Below are 18,087 nucleotides of genomic sequence, written 5' to 3' on the forward strand. Positions count from 1 at the left end.
GGACCCGACCCGTGACCGACCCGACCTTCCCCCGCGACTTCGCGTGGGGCGTTGCCACCAGCGCCTACCAGATCGAAGGCGCCGCCCGTGAAGACGGCCGCGGCCTGTCGATCTGGGACAGCTTCTCGCACACCCCCGGCAAGACCTTCGACGGCCACACCGGCGACGTGGCCTGCGACCACTACCACCGCTGGGCGGACGACGTCGAGATGATCGCCGGCCTGGGCGTCGACAGCTACCGCTTCTCGGTCGCCTGGCCGCGCGTGCAGCCGCTGGGCCGCGGTGCGTGGAACGACAAGGGCCTGGCGTTCTACGACCGGCTGGTCGACCGCCTGCTCGAGCGCGGCATCGCGCCGCACGTGACGCTGTACCACTGGGACCTGCCGCAGGCCCTGCAGGACGGCGGCGGCTGGGGTGTGCGCGACACCGCGCAGCGCTTCGCCGAGTACGCCGAGGTGATGGGGCGCCGGCTGGGCGACCGCGCGGCCAGCATCGCGACGCACAACGAGCCGTGGTGCACCGCGCACCTGGGCCACGGCAACGGCCAGTTCGCGCCCGGTTTCAAGGACCCGCAGCTGACGGTGCAGGTGGCGCACCACCTGCTGCTGTCGCACGGCCTGGCGCTGCAGGCGATGCGCGCGGCCGGCGTGAAGGCGCCGCTGGGCATCGTGCTGAACCAGTCGCCGGCGACGCCGGCCACCGGCAGCGCCACCGACCAGGCGCTGGCCGAGCGCGAGTACGCGACCTTCGTGCGCTGGTTCATGGACCCGATCTTCCTGAAGCGCTACCCGACGGCCCCCGGCGTGCATCTTTATCCGGTCACTGCTGAAAACGATTTCGAGACGATCGCGCAGCCGCTCGACTTCCTCGGCGTCAACTACTACACCCGCATCTGGGCTTCCAGCGAAGACCCGCCGCGCCCGGCGCCGAAGCTGCGCGGCGAGAGCGACATGGGCTGGGAGAACTACCCGCAAGGCCTGACCGAGCTGCTGCTGAAGATCCATGCCGACTACGCGTTGCCGCCGCTGTGGATCACCGAGAACGGCACGGCCTGCGCCGACCGGCTCGACGGCGGCCGCGTCGCCGACCCGCAGCGCATCGACTACCTGTCCAGCCACCTCGACGCGGTGCGCGCCGCGATGGCGCAGGGCGTGGACGTGCGCGGCTTCTTCTACTGGAGCCTGATGGACAACTACGAGTGGAACTCGGGCTACGCCAAGCGCTTCGGGCTGGTGTACGTCGACTACGACACGCAGCAGCGCACGCTGAAGGACAGCGCGCTGTGGTACCGCGACTTCATCGCCGCCCGGCGCCAAGGAGGCTGACATGTCCACTCTCACGTTGCGCGGCGTGCGCAAGAGCTACGAGAACAACGTCGAGGTGATCCGCGGCATCGACCTCGACATCGCCGACGGCGAGTTCGCCGTCTTCGTCGGGCCGTCCGGCTGCGGCAAGTCCACGCTGCTGCGCATGATCGCCGGCCTCGAGGACATCAGCGACGGCGAGATCCACATCGGCGGCGAGCGCATCAACGACGTGCCGCCGGCCGAGCGCGGCGTCGCGATGGTGTTCCAGAGCTATGCGCTGTACCCGCACATGAGCGTCGCCGAGAACATGGGCTTCGCGCTCAAGCTCGCCGGCCAGTCGAAGGAACAGGTGAAGCAGGCGGTCGGCCGCGCGGCCGAGATCCTGCAGATCACGCACCTGCTCGACCGCAAGCCCAAGGCCTTGTCGGGCGGGCAGCGCCAGCGCGTCGCCATCGGTCGCGCCATCGTGCGCAAGCCCAAGGTCTTCCTGTTCGACGAGCCGCTGTCCAACCTGGATGCCTCGCTGCGCGTGCAGATGCGCATCGAGCTGTCGCGGCTGCACCAGGAGATCGGCAACACGATGATCTACGTCACGCACGACCAGGTCGAGGCGATGACGCTGGGCGACCGCATCGCGGTCTTCAATGGCGGCCGCATCGAGCAGGTGGGCTCGCCGCTGTCGCTCTACGAACACCCGGCCAACCGCTTCGTCGCCGGCTTCCTGGGCTCGCCGCGCATGAACTTCATCCCCTGCGTCGCGGCCGCCGCCGGCGCCGATACGGTGCAGCTGCGCGTCGAGCAGGCCGGCACGCTCAGCCTGCCCGGCGGCCTGCCGTCCGGCGCGTCGACGCAGCTGGTGCTGGGCATCCGCCCCGAGCACCTGGGCGTCGGGCGCGTCGAGCAGGGCCTGGCCGCGCGCGTCGACCTGCTCGAGCACCTGGGCGATTCGATCATCGTGCACGCCACGCTGCGCGGCACGGACAACACCGTGTCGCTGCGCCTGCCGGCCGACCACGAGGGCCTCGGCGCCGGCCAGGACATCGGCCTCGTCCCCCAGGCCGCGCGCGCGCTGCTGTTCACCGACGGCGGCAGCGCCCTTGCCCTTCACTGACCCGGACCCATCCCCATGCACGCCCGCCGGCCAACCGATGGCACACCCAGCATGAAAACGATTTCGTGCCGGAATGTGCCGCGCCCTGGAGCCCGCGAGCGCCCCCGTTTTGGCCTGCCACTCCAAAGGCCAAGAGCCGCCGTTCCGGCGAACGACCTTTCCACCCCAACAGGAGACCAGGAGATACCATGAACCACAAACCTCTGTTCCTCGCCATGGCGCTCGCGGGCGCCGCCGGAGCGGCCGCCGCCGGCCCGGCCATCGACTTCTCGGGCTACATGCGGGCCGGCGTCGGCCTGAACGCGCGCGGCGGCAACCAGGTCTGCTACGGCCTGGCCGGTGCCGACACCAAGTGGCGCCTGGGCAACGAGTGCGACTACGTGGTCGAGCCCAACATCAATGCCAAGCTCGCCGAGTTCGAGGGCTCCGACTGGCACGTGCACGTGATGCCGAGCGTCTACAAGGCCTGGTCGGACGGCCAGACCTCGCCCGACACGCTGACCACGCGCTTCGGCCAGATCTACACCTACGGCGACCACATCAGCCAGCTGGCCAACGGCAAGGTCTGGGCCGGCCGCCGCTTCTACAACCGCCTGCAACTGGGCATCAACGACCAGTTCCTCGAGAACAACGACGGCAACGGCGCCGGCATCGAGGACATGGACCTGGGCGTGGGCAAGCTGAGCGTCGCGTTCATGATGGACCCGAACTACGGCGTGCCGGGCGCCGTCAACGACACCTCGGTCAAGAACAACCGCTTCGCGATCCCGGTGCGCATGACGGGCATCAAGGACCTGCCGAACGGCGAGCTGTCGATCTACGTGACCGGCTCGATGCAGACCAAGACCAGCGGCGCCAACGGCCAGGAAGCCGACAAGCAGCCCAAGGGCCTGGCGGTCGGCGCGTACCAGACCCTCAACGGCACGCTGGGCGGGGCGACGATCTTCGGCGCCAAGTTCGACAAGCAGGGCGAGACCAAGAACAGCCGCATCGTGGTGCAGCAGACCGGCAAGTTCGGCGAATCCACCGGCTGGGACGCGATCGCCGAGTACCGCATCAACAAGCAGATCAACGATGGCGGCAACAAGTGGTTCTCGCTGGGCGCGCGCACCGACACCTACCTGGGTGGCCCGTTCCGCGCGCTGGTCGAGCTGGGTCACGACCAGGTCAAGCCGGACGCCGGCTCCAGCCTGGCGGCGGCGGCCGGCAGCACCGGCAACCTGACGATGACCAAGATCACCGGCGCGCTGGCCGCCTCGGCCGGCAAGGACCCGTGGTCGCGCCCGACCGTGCGCCTGTTCGTCACGCATGCGGTGTGGAACGAGGCCGCCCGCCTGAACCTGGGCGGCACGACGCAGGCGGTCTTCGGCGACAAGAAAGCCGGCACCTCCATCGGTATCCAGGGCGAAACCTGGTGGTGACCGGCCCGGGCCGCCGCCGGGTGGACAGGTTTTGCCGCGGTTGGGGGATCGTGCTTGCCCGACTCCCCCGGTGTGCGGCCCGAACACGCGGGCCCGGCGCTTCGGCGCGGTGATCCGCGGGACACCCCACGGCGGTGGGGTGTCCGAAGCAAGAGCGTTGGCCCGGCCTTGTGCCGGGCCTTTTTCATGGTCAGCCGGCCAGCAGCCTGCCGTCGATCGCGATGTGCAGCGTGCGCACCGTCAGCACCGCCAGCGCGAGCGTCAGGAACGCGAGCATCGCGATCGCGATCGCCTGCAGCGGCAAGGCCGGGTGCGCAAGGGCGTAGTGCAGCGCCGCATTGCTCAGCGCCGCCAGCGGAAAGCTGATGGCCCACCACCCCGGCGCGAACGGCACGTCGCGCCGGAACACCTTGGGCGCCAGCACCCCGAACATGAACAACCCGAAGTAGAAGAGCATCGACGCGAAGCGGTCGACCCCGCCGGTCATCGATGTGTAGGCGAGGAAACCCACAGCGAACGGCCCGATCAGCACCATCAGCGACGGCACCATCGCGGTCGCCACCGGTTCCTGGTGCGCCAGGCGCGACAGCACCAGCGTCAGCAGCACCAGTGCGAGCACGGTGCCCAGGGCCATCGCCGCCCAGTTGATCTCGGCGGCCCAGGCCATCGGCATCTGCGCGCCGGTGACCGCGATGTCCAGCGTCGCGACACCGGGGATCACCCAGGCGGGCACCGCCAGCTTCGCGTCGATGCTGCCGCGCAGCAGGCGCGACACGACCACGGCACTCAGCGCGAAGGTGGCCACCAGGCCGAGCGTCCACACCGCCCTCGCCGCCGCGCCGCTGTAGGGCTGCAGCACCGCCGACAGCAGCAGCAGCGAGATCACGATGGTGCCGAAGAAGTTGCCGGCCACCGGGTGGCGGAACTCCGCCAGCACCGCGTCCGGATGCCGGGCCAGCTTGGCCACGTAGCTCGCGGCCAGCACCGCGAACACGGCCAGTGCGAACACCCCCATCGCCTCGCCGATCGCGGCAGGCACGCCGAACTGCCCGGCGGCCTGGCGCCACGCGAGCGCCATGCCGGACAGGCCCATCACCGATGCGAACAGGTTGACCGGCAGGTGGCGCACGCTGGGCGGGTTGCGCAGCGGGATGGCAGGCGGGTGAAGGGCGGTGGACGGGGTGGACATGCAGGGCTCCGATGGCTGGATTTGTCGGTCACGGAAGTTTCCGCCATACTGGATCGAGCCGCTCCGGCCAAGCCCGTCGATTCCAGCCAAACATCCGGGAGCACCCGCCATGCGCATCGGCATCCTCGTCTCCCCACGCGTCCAGCTGCTGGACGTCGCCGGTCCGGCCGACGTCTTCGTCGAGGCGGCGCGCCAGCTCGGCGACCCGCGCGCCTACCAGGTGCAGCTGATCGGCACCGAGGCGGGCGTCATCCAGTCCAGCAGCGGCCCGCGTCTGCAGGTGGACGCCAGCATCGCCGACCACCGGGGCCGCCTCGACACCCTGCTGGTGGCCGGCGGCCCCCACATCGCGTCGATCGCCGGGCGCGAAGACCTGCAGCGCTGGCTGCAGCGCCAGGCGAAGGTGGTGCGGCGCATCGGCTCGGTGTGCACCGGCACCTTCGTGCTGGCCGCCGCCGGCCTGCTGCAAGGCCGGCGCGTCGCGACGCACTGGAACAGCGTCGAGCGCCTCGCCGCCGAGAACCCGGCCGCCGCCGTCGAGCCCGACGCGATCTACGTGAAGGACGGCAAGCTCTACACCTCGGCCGGCGTGACGGCCGGCATGGACCTGGCGCTCGCGATGGTCGAAGAGGACCACGGCCGCGAGCTGGCGCTGCGCGTCGCGCGCGAACTCGTGATGTTCCTGAAGCGGCCCGGCGGGCAAAGCCAGTTCAGCGCGCACCTGGCGGCGCAGACCGCCGAGAAGTCGGGCATCCGCGCGCTGCAGGACCACGTGCTGGCCAACCTGCGCGGCGACCTGTCGGTGCCCGCGCTGGCGGCGCGCGCCGGCATGAGCGAGCGCAACTTCGCGCGCGTCTTCAAGGACGAAGCCGGCATGACGCCGGCCGAGTTCGTCGAGGTGGCGCGCATCGACGAGGCGCGGCGGCGCATCGAGGCCAGCGACCTGCCGCTGAAGCGACTGGCCGACGCCGTGGGCTACGCGAATGCCGATGCGCTGCGGCGCGCGTTCACGCGGCGCGTCGGCGTCGCGCCGCGCGACTACCGGCGCCAGTTCACTTGACGCCTGCGCAGGCCGCGTCCTGCGGCGGCACGATGGTCCACAGGATGTCGTAGGTGGAAACCTTCGATGTCCCGGGCATGAAGGGCAGCGTCTGCAGCGGCGGCGTGCCGGCCGGCGCCTCGTCGGCACTGTGGAAGAGTTGCACCGAGCCGGCCTTGCGCAGCGCGGCCAGGTCGACCCACGGCGACTTGAGCGGATCCCCCGACTCCAGCACCGCCGGATTGCTGCCGGAATACACCGACACCATGCCGCCCTCGTAGGTCGGCCCGACCACGAAGCGCAGCGGGCAGGCCGTCGTCTGCTGCCAGGCCTTCAGCACCGTGTCGGCCAGCTGCTGCGCCGGGTAGAACTGGTCGGGCCGGCCGCGGCCGGCCAGCGAGGCCGGGTCGAGCACCGAGCGCGAGTACGCGGCCATCAGCGCGACATGGATCACCAGCGCCAGCGTGCACAGCCGGCGCAGCGTGATGCCGGCCACGCGGCCGCGCAGCAGCCACGCCAGCCACAGGCTGATGAACTGCACGCTCTGGAAGCCCCAGTGGTCCTGCAGGCGCACGCCCATCGCCAGGCACATCACCACCAGCACCGCGAGCGGAAAGCCGAGCAACCCGAACAGCCAGGCGCGTCGCACCCGGCGATCGGCGCCCGGGTCGACGTCGGCCGGCACCGGCGCCAGCCGTTGCCACGCCGCGAGCCCCAGCATCGCGACCAGCACCGGCAGCAGCATGCGCAGGTGCACCGCGGCGAACGACAGCAGCTTGTGCACGCGCCCGGCGGCATCGAGCTGCAGTGCGGTGGTCGACGCATAGCGCAGCGTCGAGAACTGGTGATGGAAGACCCAGGCGATGTGGGGTGCGAACAGCGCCAGCGAGATCGCGATGGCGAGCGCCAGGCCGACGCGCGCACGTGTCGACGCCAGCATGCCGCTGCCGGCCAGCGCGAGGATGATGCCCGCCAGCCCGACCGCCGACTGGTACTTCGACAGCAGCGCCAGCCCGGCCAGCACGCCGAGCGCGACCCACCAGCCCCAGGAGGCCCGGGCCTCGCCCGCCCGCAGCGCCGTCCAGGCCGCGGCGGCCATGCACAGCATCATCACGGTGTTGTGGTTGTAGAGCTGGCCCTTCCAGCTGAACGCGAAGTGCAGGCCCCACAGCACGATCGCGATGCCGGCGAGTCGCACGCCCAGCAGCCGGCGCGCGACCAGCCAGGTGAACACCGCCGTGCCGGCCAGGCACAGCGCCGACAGCACGTAGGGCCAGTACGGCGAGAACCCGAACAGGCGGACCGCCGCGCCCAGCAGCCAGGTCGGCAGCGGCGGATGCTTGTGGTAGCCCCATTCGAACCCATGCGACCAGGTGAACTGCTCGAAGTGGTCGCCGGGCTGGCCGGGATTGAGCACGGCACCGAACACGGCCCAGCCGACGGTGAACAGCAGCGCGAACGCGAGCGACGGGGAGGGCATGGTGGGAAGGGACGGCGTGCGGCCGAAAGGGCGCCGCAGTTTAAACCGGGGCCTCCCTGGTACTGACCCTCTTGGCGGCGGCGTCGCCACGGGCCTATCGTCGGATACCGGCCGCCGCGCCCTTGCAGGAGATCCCTGTGCCCGATCCCGTTCGTGCGGAAGACCTGGCGCTGCAGCGCCTGTACCACTGGGAGCGCAGCGCGCCCGACCGCATCTGCTTCACGCAGCCGCAGGGCGGTGGCGTGCTGCGCGAGTTCACCTGGTCGCAGGTGATGGACGAGGTGCGCCGCATGGCCACGCACCTGCGCGCGCAAGGGGTGCGCGACGGCGTGAAGGTGGCGCTGCTGTCGAAGAACTGCGCGCACTGGATGATGGCCGACTGGGCGATCTGGATGGCCGGCGGTGTTTCGGTGCCGCTGTACCCGACGCTCGCGGCCGGCACGATCCGCCAGATCCTCGAGCACAGCGAAGCGCTGCTGCTGTTCGTCGGCAAGCTCGACGGCTGGGAGGCGATGAAGGCCGGCATCCCGGCCGCGCTGCCGTGCATCGGCATGCCGCTCGCGCCGGCCAACGCCTACCCGCAATGGGACGAGATCGTCGCGCGCAGCGCCCCGCTGCCCGGCGAGCCGGTGCGCGAGGCCGGCGAGCTGGCGACCCTCATCTACACCTCGGGCACCACCGGCACGCCCAAGGGCGTGATGCAGAGTTTCGGTGCGTTCGCGTGGTCGATCCGCGCCGGCTTGAAGCGCCTCGATGCGATCGACCCCGACACCCGCATGCTCAGCTACTTGCCGCTCGCCCACGTGGCCGAGCGCGCGCTGGTCGAGCACGGGCAGCTGGTGACCGGCATGCACCTGTTCTTCGCCGAGAGCCTGGAGACCTTCGCGAGCGACCTGCAGCGGGCCCGGCCGACGGTGTTCTTCTCGGTGCCGCGGCTGTGGGTCAAGTTCCAGCAGGGCGTGCACGCGAAGATGCCGCCGGCCAAGCTGCAGCGGTTGCTGAAGATCCCGCTGGTGGGCTGGCTGGTGCGGCGCAAGATCCTGCGCGCGCTGGGCCTCGACCAATGCCGCGTCGCCGCCTGCGGCGCGGCGCCCCTGCCGCCGGAGTTGCGCACCTGGTACGAGGGGCTGGGCCTGTCCATCCTCGACGCTTACGGCATGACCGAGAACTGCGGCGTCTCGCACGCCACCTGGCCGGGCCGCGCGAGCCCGGGCACGGTCGGGCCGCCGTACGACGGCGTCGAATGCCGCATCGATCCGGCCAACGGCGAGATCCAGATGCGCAGCCCGGGCCTGATGCTGGGCTACTACAAGGCGCCGGGGCTGACGCGCGAGGCAATGACCGAGGACGGCTGGCTGCACACCGGCGACAAGGGCGAGATCGATGCGCAGGGCAACCTGCGCATCACCGGCCGCGTGAAGGACCTGTTCAAGACCAGCAAGGGCAAGTACGTCTCGCCGGCGCCGATCGAGGACCAGCTGGTGATGCACCCGGCGGTCGAGGCCTGCTGCGTGATCGGCGCCAACCTGGGGCAGCCGATGGGCATCGTGATGCTGTCGGCCGCCGCGGCGCTGCGGGCCGGCGACGTGGCGTCGCGGCGCGAACTCGAGGCTTCGTTCGAGGCGCACCTGCGCCACGTGAACGAAGGGCTGGATCCGCACGAGCAGATGGATTGCCTGATCACGGTGAGCGAGCCCTGGACGGTCGACAACGGCTTCATCACGCCGACCTTCAAGGTCAAGCGCAACCGGATCGAGGAGGCCTATGGGGCCTTGTTCGAGGGGTGGGCGGGGGCGCGGCGTGCCGTCGTGTGGCATCCGTCATGAATTTCGCCACTAGACTGCGGCCCATGACCAAACTCGCCCTCACCTGCCTCGCGCTCGCCCTCACCGCCTGCGCCTCCGACGTCCCGCGCCAGACCGTCACGCAGGCCGGCGAGGTGGTGGTGACGCCGCTGAACGACCTGAACCTGATCCGCACCGACATCCCGGTGCCGCTGCAGGCGGCGCAGAAGGCACCCTACCTGGTGCCGACCCCCGCCGGCTGCGCCGCGATCTCGGCCGAGGTGCAGGCGCTCGATGCCGTGCTCGGTCCCGACCTCGACGCGCCGCTGTCGCCCACCAACCCGAGCCTGATCGAACGCGGCGCCGGCACCGCCAGCGGCATGGCCGTCGGCAACCTGCGCACCACGGTCGAAGGCGTGGTGCCGTTCCGCGGCTGGATCCGCAAGCTGAGCGGCGCCGAGCGCTATTCGCGCGACGTCGCTGCAGCCATCGCTGCCGGCACCGTGCGCCGTGCCTTCCTGAAGGGGTTGGGTGCCAGCGCGTCGTGCGAGATCCCGGCGGCACCGCGCGCGACCACCGGGACATGAGCATGCCCGCCTGCGACAGCCCCGAGGCCGTCGTGCAACGCCAGCTCGACGCCTACAACGCCCACGACCTGGACGCGCTGCTGGCCACCTACGCACCCGACGCACGCCAGTTCGAGCTCCCGGCCCAGCTGCTGGCCGCCGGCCATGCGCAGATGCGCGAGCGCTTCATCCAGCGCTTCCAGGACCCGACGCTGCATGCGCGGCTGGTCAAGCGCACGGTGATGGGCGCCATCGTCGTCGACCAGGAGGACGTCGTGCGCCAGTACCCCGAGGGCCCGGGCCGCGCCGAGATCATCGCGATCTACGAAGTGCGCGACGGGCTGATCCGCAGCGCGTCGTTCGTCTTCGGCCCGCCGGTGATCGGGGGCGCGGCATGACGCGTCGCGGCCGGCCGGCGCTGCCCGCGAAGTGAAGACGCTGCAGGTCAAGGTCAAGCCGAACGCCCGCAGCAGCCAGCTCGAGCCCCAGCCCGACGGCAGCTGGCTCGCCCTGCTGAAATCCCCACCCGTGGATGGCAAGGCCAATCAGGAACTGGTGGCGCTGATCGCGCAACATTTCGGTTTGCGCAAAGCGCAGGTGCAGATCAAGAGCGGCGCGTCCGGGCGCATGAAGCTGGTCCAGCTGGACGACAGCTGAACTGGCGCCGCTCGTGGCTGCCGCGAAGCGCCTTCCGAGAACCCGACCGAGACCCGTTCGATGAGCCTTCCCTACCAAGACGCGCACCGTGCCGTCCCCGAGCGCGTGGCCGACCTGCTGTCGCGCATGACCCTCGACGAGAAGATCGCGCAGATGCACGCCTTCTGGCTGCTGCTGTCCGAGGATGGCCGGCACCGGCCGCGCATGGACAGCTTCACCGGCGGCAGCGATGCCGACGCGGTGCGCCACGGGCTGCGCCATGGCCTGGGCCAGGTCTCGCGACCGCTCGGCAGCCACAGCGTCGAGCCGGCGGCCGGCGTGCGGGCGCTGAACCGGTTGCAGCGCTTCCTGGTCGAGGAGACGCGGCTGGGCATCCCGGCGCTGTCGCACGAGGAATGCCTGGTCGGGCTGATGGCGCGCGGCGCGACGCTGTTCCCGTCGGCGCTGTCGTACGGCGCCACCTGGAACCCGGACCTGGTCGAGCGCGCCGCGCAGGCAATCGGCCGCGAGGCGCGCAGCGTCGGTTGCCACCACGGCCTGGCGCCGGTGCTCGACGTCTCGCGCGACGTGCGCTGGGGCCGCACCGAAGAGACCTTCGGCGAAGACCCCTACCTGGTCGGCGTGCTCGCCACCCGCTACGTGCGCGGCCTGCAGGGCCCGCAGCGCGACCTGCTGGCCACGCTGAAGCACTACGTCGGCCATTCGGCCAGCGAGGGTGCGCGCAACCACGCGCCGGTGAGCCTGGGCTGGCGCGAGCTGAACGACGTGTTCATGCTGCCGTTCGAGATGGCGGTGAAGCAGGCGAATGCCGGCTCGGTGATGCCGGCCTACCACGACGTCGACGGCGAGCCGGCGCACGCCTCGCACCGGCTGCTGACCGAGGTGCTGCGCGGCCAATGGGGCTTCGACGGGTTGATCGTCGCCGACTACGTCGGCATCAGCCTGCTGTACCAGCACCATGGCGTGGCGGCCGACCGCGCCGAGGCGGCGGCCCAGGCCTTCAACGCCGGGCTCGACATCGAGCTGCCCGGCGACGACTGCGCGCCGCAGCTGAAGCAGGCGCTCGAGCGCGGGCTGATCACGCTGCAGAAGATCGACGAGATCGTCGCACGCGTGCTGGCCGAGAAGTTCAGGCTCGGGCTGTTCGAGCGGCCGTATGCCGACGAGGCCGGCATCGCGTTGCAGCAGCCTGGCACGCTGGCCATCGCGCGCGAGGTGGCGCGGCAGTCGGTGGTCGTGCTGCACAACGACGGCACGCTGCCGCTCGACCCGCGCGCCGGCCGGCGGCTGGCGGTGATCGGCCCGACGGCCGCCGATCCGCTGGCGCTGCTCGGCGGCTACAGCTTCCCGGTGCACCTGATCCTGAACGACCAGGCCGAAGGTGCGTCGCACGTCGTCACGCCGCTGGCCGCGCTGCAGGCCATTTTCGGCGAGACCCGCGTGCGCTACGCGCAAGGCTGTCCGATCCTGGATGAGCGCAGTGCCGGTGCGCCGGTGTTCCCCGGCGACGTGGCCGAGGCGGTCAGCGCCGAACGGGTGTCGCGCATCTCGCAGCGACGCGACGGCATTGCCGAGGCGGTGGCCTGCGCCCAGGCGGCCGACGTCGCGATCGTCTGCGTCGGCGACCTGGCCGGGCTGTTCCAGACCGGCACCGTCGGCGAAGGCTCCGATGCCGACTCGCTGGCGCTGCCGGGCGTTCAACAGGAGTTGCTCGATGCGGTGCTCGCGACCGGCACGCCCACCGTCGTGGTGCTGACCGGCGGCCGGCCGTACACGCTGGGCGGACGCGAGCACGCGCTGGCGGCGCTGGTGATGGCCTTCGCAGGGGGGCAGGAAGGCGGCACCGCGATCGCCGAGGTGCTGTCGGGCGCGGTCGAGCCGTCGGGGCGGCTGACGCTGTCGGTGCCGAAGAGTGCCGGCGCGATGCCCTACTTCTACAACCACAAGCTCAAGAGCGCCGGCACGCCGATCGCGCTGCACTTCGGCAGCCGCTTCCCGTTCGGGCACGGGCTGTCGTACACGCGCTTCGACTACCACGAGCTGCAGCTGGCCGCCGATGCGATCGACATCGAGCACGGCGAGGTCGCGCTGTCGTTCCGCCTCACGAACACCGGCACGCGCGACGGCATCGAGGTGCCCCAGCTGTACGTGCGCGACCTGCTGGCCTCGGTGGTGCGGCCGGTCAAGGAGCTGAAGGCCTTCGGCCGCGTCGCGTTGGCGCCGGGCTGCTCGGCGCGCGTCACGTTCCGCGTGCCGGTCGACATGCTCAATTTCACCGGCATGGCCGGTGCGCGCATCGTCGAGCCCGGCGAGTTCGAGTTGCAGGTGGGCGCGTCGAGCGCCGACATCCGGCTGCGCGGTTCGGTGCGCGTCACCGGCAGCGTGCGCGCGCTGGGCCGCGACTGGCGCATGGAAAGCGGCTTCGATTGTCAGGTGCTGGCGTAGAGAGAGCGGGTGCAGAGAGAGCAGACGTAGACTGGACGGACCGCCGCACCAGGTCCGCCCATGTCCGAACCGCTGAGCCATTTTCCGACCCTCGAGACCGACCGCCTGCTGCTGCGCGAGACCTCGCTGGCCGACGCGCCGGTGCTGTTCGCGATCCATTCGGATGCCGAGGCGATGCGCTGGTTCGGCACCGAGCCGCTGCCCGACGAGCAGGCGGCGCAGCAGGTGATCGAAGGCTGGGCCACCGCCCGCTCGCTGGCCAACCCCGGCGTGCGCTGGGGGCTGGAGCGGCGTTCGGACGGCCGGCTGATCGGCACCTGCGGGCTGTTCCGCTGGAACCGCAACTGGCGCGCCTGCATGGTCGGCTACGAGCTCGCGCGCGAGGCCTGGGGCCAGGGCTTCATGCGCGAGGCGCTGCTCGCGGTGATGGGGTTCGGCTTCCGGCAGATGCAGCTCAACCGCATCGAGGCACAGGTGCACCCCGAGAACATCGCCTCGCTGAAGCTGGTGGCCGGGCTGGGCTTCGTGCAGGAAGGGCTGCTGCGCGAGGCCGGCTGGTGGGGCGGGCAGGCGCAGGACCTGTTGCAGTTCTCGCTGCTGCGGCGCGAGCAGCGGGTGGTGGCGCTGGTGGACTGAGGGGACGTTTCTCGATTCCTGAAACGAGAAAATCAAGCGCCCAGCACACCCTGGTGCACGCTCAGGAACACCCGCCCCTTGAACCACCGCTGCAGGCCCCCGGCGCGCAGCCCGTCCATCACCGGCCCCTTCACCTCCGACAGGTCCAGCCGCATGCCGCGTGCGGCCAGCATGTCCTGCAGCGCGCGCAGCGCTTCCAGGCCGCTCAGGTCGATGCGGTTCACCGGCGCCATCTGCAGCAGCACGCGCTGCGTGCCGGCGTACGTCGCCAGGTGCTGCGCGACCACGTCTTCCAGCTGGCGCGCGTTGGTGAACAGCAGGCTCTCGTCGATGCGCAGCGCCAGCACGCCGGGCGTCAGCTCGACCTGGTAGCGGTCGATGTTGCGGTAGTGCTCGGTGCCCGGCACGCGCCCGATCAGCGCGACGTGCGGCCGCGCGGTGCGTTGCAGCAGCAGCGCGATCGATGCCGCCACGCCGACACCCAGCGACCAGCCGGCGCCCAGCAACAGCATCAGCGCCGCCACCGTCACCATCACCGCCCATTCGCTGCGCGCGTAGTGCCAGGCCTCGCGGAACGGCCCGAAGGCCAGCCCCGACAGCACCGCCACGAGGATGGTGGCGGCCAGCACCGGCGTCGGCAGCCAGGCCAGTGGCTGCGCCAGCAGCAGCATCGCCAGGCCCATCAGCACCGCGGTGAAGACGCCGGCCATGCGCGTGCGGCTGCCCGCTTCCAGGCTGACGATGCTGCGCGAGAAGCTGGCGCTGACGGGCATGCCGCCGCTGACGGCCGCCGCCAGGTTGGCGCCGCCCAGCCCGGCCAGCTCGCGCCGCGGGTCGACGCGCTGGCCGAGACGCCGCGCCAGCGACTCGGCCACCACCAGGCTGCTGACGTAGGTGACCAGCGCGATCAGCAACGCCTGCGGCAGCAGGTCCCACCACAGGCCGGCATCGAGTATCGGCAGCGCCAGCGTCGGCGACAGCTCGGGCAGCGCGCCCACCAGCGTCACGCCATGCCGGTCGGCGTTCGTCGCCATCGCGATCGCCATCGCGCCCAGCAGCACGCCCAGCGGCACCAGCCGGCCGACCAGCACCGCGCGCTCGCGGCCCAGGCGCCCCGCCAGCCACGGCTGAAGGTGGCGCCGCGTGAGCCACAGCAGGGCCGCCGCGCCGACGCCGTACAGCGCCGTCAGCGGCGCCCATGGCCGCACCGCATGCCACCAGCTGGGCAGCACCTGCAGCGCATCGGCGCCACGCGCCGTCGAGCCCAGCAGCACCGGCAGCTGGCTGAGCGCGATCGACAGCGTCGCACCGGTCTCGAAGCCGTGCAGCACCGGCACGCTGAGCAGCGCGGCCAGCGCGTCCAGCCGCAGCCACGCGGCCAGCACCAGCAGCAACCCGACTTCGGCGGCCAGCACCAGCGCGACCGCCGGCGCGCCGGCGCCGGCCGGAGCGTGGCCGATGGCCTGCGCGATCATCAGCGCCAGCACCGCGGCCGGGCCGACGCCCAGCACCGGGCTGGAGCCGAGCGCGGCATAGGCCGCCAGCGGCAGCAGGCTGGCATACAGGCCCACCTGGGCCGGCAGCCCGGCCAGCAGCGCATAGGCGAGGCTCTGGGGGATCAGCAGCACGCTGATGACGAAGGCGGCGATCAGGTCGTCGCGCAAGGCCTCGCGGCGGTACGCGCGCCAACCAGCGCGCCAGTCGGGGAAATGCATCCGGCGATTGTCCGCCGAGCGGTACCCCCCAGGCAGGCGCTTGTGTTTTGCGTGCGGCAGCACCAACACTCCCCGCGTGCGGCCGCCTTCCGCGGCCGGGGAGACACGACCATGTGGTGGCTGAACTTCAACCCGCAGGTGCACTGGCCCTTCAGCGGCTCGGTGACCCAGGACATCCACCCGTCGCTGCTGGCGCGCGCCGGCAACGACCAGGTCGAGTTGCGCGTGCTGCGCGAGGTGGCCTCGTACGGCAAGCAGATCGGCGTGCTCAGCGAGCTGCTGCTCGGCCTGACGCGCCAGCTGCCGGCCGGCGCGCTGGATGACGAGGCCCGCCATGCGCTCGACCAGCTGCGCGAGATGGGCCGCAACATCGAGCGCATCAAGCAGGGCCAGGTGCCGGTGCCGCCCACGGCCGACGAGGCCCGCTCGCAGATGCAGGCGCTGTTGCAGCACTATCCCGAGCTGGCTTCGGGCGCCGTGCCGCCACGCTGAGTTTCACAGCGTAAAGTGTCGGGCTGTTTCGGCGACCGGCCCGTCCATGCTCTCCACCGTTCCCACCCGACCCTCCCGCCCTGCCATCAGCTGCGTCATGCCGGCCTACAACGAGGCCGCCAACCTGCCGGTGCTGCTGCCCCGCCTGACCGAGCACCTCGGCGAGCTGACCGACCACTGGGAGATCGTCGTCGTCGACGACGGCAGCACCGACGGCACCGCGCTGGCCATCGCGCCCTTCCTGGCCGTGCCGGGCGTGCGCTACATCCGCCTGTCGCGCAACTTCGGCAAGGAACAGGCGCTGACCGCCGGCATCGACACCGCCCGCGGCCAGGTCGTGGTGCTGCTCGACGCCGACCTGCAGCACCCGGTCGACCTGATCGCCCGCATGGTGCAGGCCTGGGTGGCGGGGGCCGACATGGTGTGCGCCGCGCGCGCGTCGCGCGCCGACGAGAGCCTGCCCAAGCGGCTGGGCACCTGGCTGTTCTACCGCCTGGTCAACACCAAGCACTCGGTGCAGATCCCGGTCGACGCAGGCGACTTCCGGCTGATGGACCGCCGCGTCGTCGACGCGCTGAAGGCGCTGCCCGAGCGCAATCGCTTCATGAAGGGCCTGTACGCCTGGGTCGGGTTCCGCACCGAGATCATCGACTACACGCCGGCCGAGCGGCATGCCGGCACCAGCAGCTTCTCGATGCGCAGCCTGGTGCGGCTCGCGCTGACCGGCGTCACCGCGTTCTCCAACGTGCCGCTGCGCCTGTGGAGCGCGCTGGGGGCGCTGATCGCGTTCGGCGGCATGGGCTTCGGGCTGTTCGTCATCGCACAGCATTTCATCTACGGCCACGACGTGCCGGGCTGGGCCACGCTGGTGTGCAGCCTGATGTTCTTCAGCGGCGTGCAGCTGCTGTCGATCGGCATCCTCGGCGAGTACGTGGGCCGCATCTTCGACGAGGTCAAGCAGCGGCCGATCTACCTGGTGGCCAGCGAGGCCGGCCAGGGCCTGCCGGAGCCCGGCGCGCGATGAGAGGTGCGCCGCGCACGCTCGGCCTGTGTGCCGACGATTTCGGGCTGTGGCCGTCGGTGTCGCGCGCGATCGCGCGGCTGGCACGGGCGCAGCGGCTGACGGTCGTCTCGTGCATCACCACCGGCGACGCGTGGCGCGCCAGCGCGCCGCTGCTGGCCGACCTGCCCGACAGCGTCGAGGTTGGCCTGCATTTCAACCTGACCGAGGGGCTGCCGCTCAGCGCCGAGCTGGCGCGCGCGTGGCCGGTGCTGCCCAGCCTGCCGTCGCTGATCGTGCGCGCGCACCTGCGGCAGCTGCCGCTCGAGGCGCTGCGTGCCGAATGGCAGGCCCAGGTGGCGGCCTTCACCGAGGCGACCGGGCGCGTGCCGCGGACGGTCGACGGCCACCAGCACGTGCACCACCTGCCGCAGGTGCGCGAGGTGGTGCTGCAAGGCATCGGGCAGCTGCTGCCGGCGCCGGCCGTGCGCGACACCGGGTGCCTGCCGGGGCCGGGCTTCGCGCTGAAGCGGCACCTGATCGCGGGCACCGGTGGCCGCTGGCTGCATCGCGAACTGGTGACCCGCGGTTGGCTGCACAACCCGGCGCTGCTGGGCGTCTACGACTTCGCCGACACCGACTACCGGGCGTGGATGCAGCGCTGGCTGCGCGCGTTGCCGGCGGCCGGCGGGCTGGTGTTCTGCCACCCGGGCGAGATCGACGCGCAGTCGGCCGGCGATGCGATCGCGCCGGCGCGGCAACGCGAACTGGCCTACCTCGAAAGCGGGGCGTTCGCCGATGACCTGGCCGCCGCCGACGTCAAGCTCGGCCGCGTGTGGCAGCGCGGCGAGGCTACGAAAAGGTCCAGCGCCGGTTGATCAGGAAGGTCACGACCAGCCCGGCCAGCGTCGCCAGCACCTGCGCCAGCAGGTAGTGCCATCCCAGCGCGACGCCGCCCGCGACGATCGCCATCCCCAGCAGCGCGCCGACCACCGCCGTGCCCTGGAACTTGAGCCATGCGGGCCCGAGCGCGCCGCGGTGGTCGAAGGTGAAACGCCGGTTGCCGAAGAACGCGACCTGCGCGCCCAGCGCCGCGCCGAGGCCCGAACCGATCCACGCCGGCAGGTGCACCCACTCGACCAGCACGACCAGCAGCGCATAGTGCGCCGCGGTCGCGAGCGCGCCGACCAGGCCGTAGCGGACGAAGCGGGCGAACAGATCGGCGGCAGGCATGGCCGCGCATTA

At 71.4% G+C, this 18,087-nt stretch carries 17 protein-coding genes; 13 read left to right on the plus strand and 4 right to left on the minus strand.

Annotated elements, in window-relative coordinates; genetic code table 11:
- The first annotated feature begins 11 nt into the window (after positions 1-11).
- The 3 genes from AC1DYN_RS06845 to AC1DYN_RS06855 all read left to right on the plus strand — a co-directional run bounded on the left by AC1DYN_RS06845 (position 12) and on the right by AC1DYN_RS06855 (position 3,839).
- Positions 12-1,325: a GH1 family beta-glucosidase gene (locus tag AC1DYN_RS06845; RefSeq protein ID WP_477958371.1), complete on the plus strand. Its 1,314-nt coding sequence runs from the start codon at positions 12-14 to the stop codon at positions 1,323-1,325.
- 1 nt (position 1,326) lies between these two features.
- Positions 1,327-2,418, plus strand: coding sequence for an ABC transporter ATP-binding protein (locus AC1DYN_RS06850; RefSeq protein ID WP_477958372.1), 1,092 nt, complete (start codon positions 1,327-1,329; stop codon positions 2,416-2,418).
- 188 nt (positions 2,419-2,606) lie between these two features.
- Positions 2,607-3,839, plus strand: coding sequence for a carbohydrate porin (locus AC1DYN_RS06855; RefSeq protein WP_477958373.1), 1,233 nt, complete (start codon positions 2,607-2,609; stop codon positions 3,837-3,839).
- A 190-nt stretch (positions 3,840-4,029) separates the two neighbouring features.
- Here AC1DYN_RS06855 and AC1DYN_RS06860 read toward each other — a convergent pair whose 3' ends face one another.
- The gene (locus tag AC1DYN_RS06860; protein ID WP_477958374.1) at positions 4,030-5,028 is read right to left on the minus strand and encodes an SLAC1 anion channel family protein; all 999 of its coding nucleotides are present in this window, start codon (positions 5,026-5,028) and stop codon (positions 4,030-4,032) included.
- A gap of 109 nt (positions 5,029-5,137) precedes the next feature.
- Here AC1DYN_RS06860 and AC1DYN_RS06865 point away from each other — a divergent pair, with 109 nt between their 5' ends.
- Positions 5,138-6,088, plus strand: a complete 951-nt coding sequence (locus tag AC1DYN_RS06865) for a GlxA family transcriptional regulator (protein WP_477958375.1) — start codon at positions 5,138-5,140, stop codon at positions 6,086-6,088.
- Here AC1DYN_RS06865 and AC1DYN_RS06870 read toward each other — a convergent pair.
- Positions 6,081-7,547 (minus strand): glycosyltransferase family 39 protein, encoded by a 1,467-nt coding sequence (locus AC1DYN_RS06870; protein ID WP_477958376.1) that lies wholly within the window; start codon positions 7,545-7,547, stop codon positions 6,081-6,083. The two genes, AC1DYN_RS06865 and AC1DYN_RS06870, sit on opposite strands and share 8 nt — an antisense overlap.
- Before the next feature lie 137 nt (positions 7,548-7,684).
- Between AC1DYN_RS06870 and AC1DYN_RS06875 the strand changes: the two genes are divergently transcribed.
- From AC1DYN_RS06875 to AC1DYN_RS06900, 6 genes are read left to right on the plus strand one after another with little or no spacing between them, the layout of a single operon-like run.
- A complete protein-coding gene (locus tag AC1DYN_RS06875; RefSeq protein ID WP_477958377.1) occupies positions 7,685-9,373 on the plus strand; it encodes an AMP-binding protein in 1,689 nt (562 codons plus the stop codon).
- A gap of 23 nt (positions 9,374-9,396) precedes the next feature.
- Positions 9,397-9,918, plus strand: coding sequence for a hypothetical protein (locus AC1DYN_RS06880; protein ID WP_477958378.1), 522 nt, complete (start codon positions 9,397-9,399; stop codon positions 9,916-9,918).
- Positions 9,915-10,295, plus strand: a complete 381-nt coding sequence (locus tag AC1DYN_RS06885) for a nuclear transport factor 2 family protein (RefSeq protein ID WP_477958379.1) — start codon at positions 9,915-9,917, stop codon at positions 10,293-10,295. The genes AC1DYN_RS06880 and AC1DYN_RS06885 overlap by 4 nt, the downstream gene beginning before the upstream one ends.
- Positions 10,296-10,326: 31 nt before the next feature.
- Positions 10,327-10,554 carry a DUF167 domain-containing protein gene (locus AC1DYN_RS06890; RefSeq protein ID WP_477958380.1) on the plus strand — a complete coding sequence of 76 codons (228 nt, stop codon included), beginning with the start codon at positions 10,327-10,329 and terminating at the stop codon, positions 10,552-10,554.
- A gap of 60 nt (positions 10,555-10,614) precedes the next feature.
- Positions 10,615-12,999, plus strand: coding sequence for a glycoside hydrolase family 3 N-terminal domain-containing protein (locus AC1DYN_RS06895; RefSeq protein WP_477958381.1), 2,385 nt, complete (start codon positions 10,615-10,617; stop codon positions 12,997-12,999).
- Between the two features lie 60 nt (positions 13,000-13,059).
- Positions 13,060-13,635: a GNAT family N-acetyltransferase gene (locus AC1DYN_RS06900; RefSeq protein ID WP_477958382.1), complete on the plus strand. Its 576-nt coding sequence runs from the start codon at positions 13,060-13,062 to the stop codon at positions 13,633-13,635.
- 32 nt (positions 13,636-13,667) lie between these two features.
- Here AC1DYN_RS06900 and AC1DYN_RS06905 read toward each other — a convergent pair whose 3' ends face one another.
- Positions 13,668-15,350: a SulP family inorganic anion transporter gene (locus AC1DYN_RS06905; RefSeq protein WP_477958383.1), complete on the minus strand. Its 1,683-nt coding sequence runs from the start codon at positions 15,348-15,350 to the stop codon at positions 13,668-13,670.
- Between the two features lie 111 nt (positions 15,351-15,461).
- Here AC1DYN_RS06905 and AC1DYN_RS06910 point away from each other — a divergent pair, with 111 nt between their 5' ends.
- The 3 genes from AC1DYN_RS06910 to AC1DYN_RS06920 all read left to right on the plus strand — a co-directional run bounded on the left by AC1DYN_RS06910 (position 15,462) and on the right by AC1DYN_RS06920 (position 17,720).
- A complete protein-coding gene (locus AC1DYN_RS06910) occupies positions 15,462-15,842 on the plus strand; it encodes a hypothetical protein (RefSeq protein ID WP_477958384.1) in 381 nt (126 codons plus the stop codon).
- A gap of 97 nt (positions 15,843-15,939) precedes the next feature.
- A complete protein-coding gene (locus AC1DYN_RS06915) occupies positions 15,940-16,866 on the plus strand; it encodes a glycosyltransferase family 2 protein (protein WP_477958385.1) in 927 nt (308 codons plus the stop codon).
- Entirely contained in the window at positions 16,863-17,720 is an 858-nt protein-coding gene (locus AC1DYN_RS06920) for a ChbG/HpnK family deacetylase (RefSeq protein ID WP_477958386.1), read from the plus strand. Before AC1DYN_RS06915 ends, AC1DYN_RS06920 begins: the two co-directional genes overlap by 4 nt.
- On the opposite strand, the gene AC1DYN_RS06925 is transcribed toward AC1DYN_RS06920, so the two are convergent.
- Positions 17,695-18,075, minus strand: a complete 381-nt coding sequence (locus AC1DYN_RS06925) for a GtrA family protein (protein WP_477958387.1) — start codon at positions 18,073-18,075, stop codon at positions 17,695-17,697. The two genes, AC1DYN_RS06920 and AC1DYN_RS06925, sit on opposite strands and share 26 nt — an antisense overlap.
- Between the last annotated feature and the right edge of the window lie 12 nt (positions 18,076-18,087).

Source organism: Rhizobacter sp. P2_D12, from assembly GCF_056404395.1.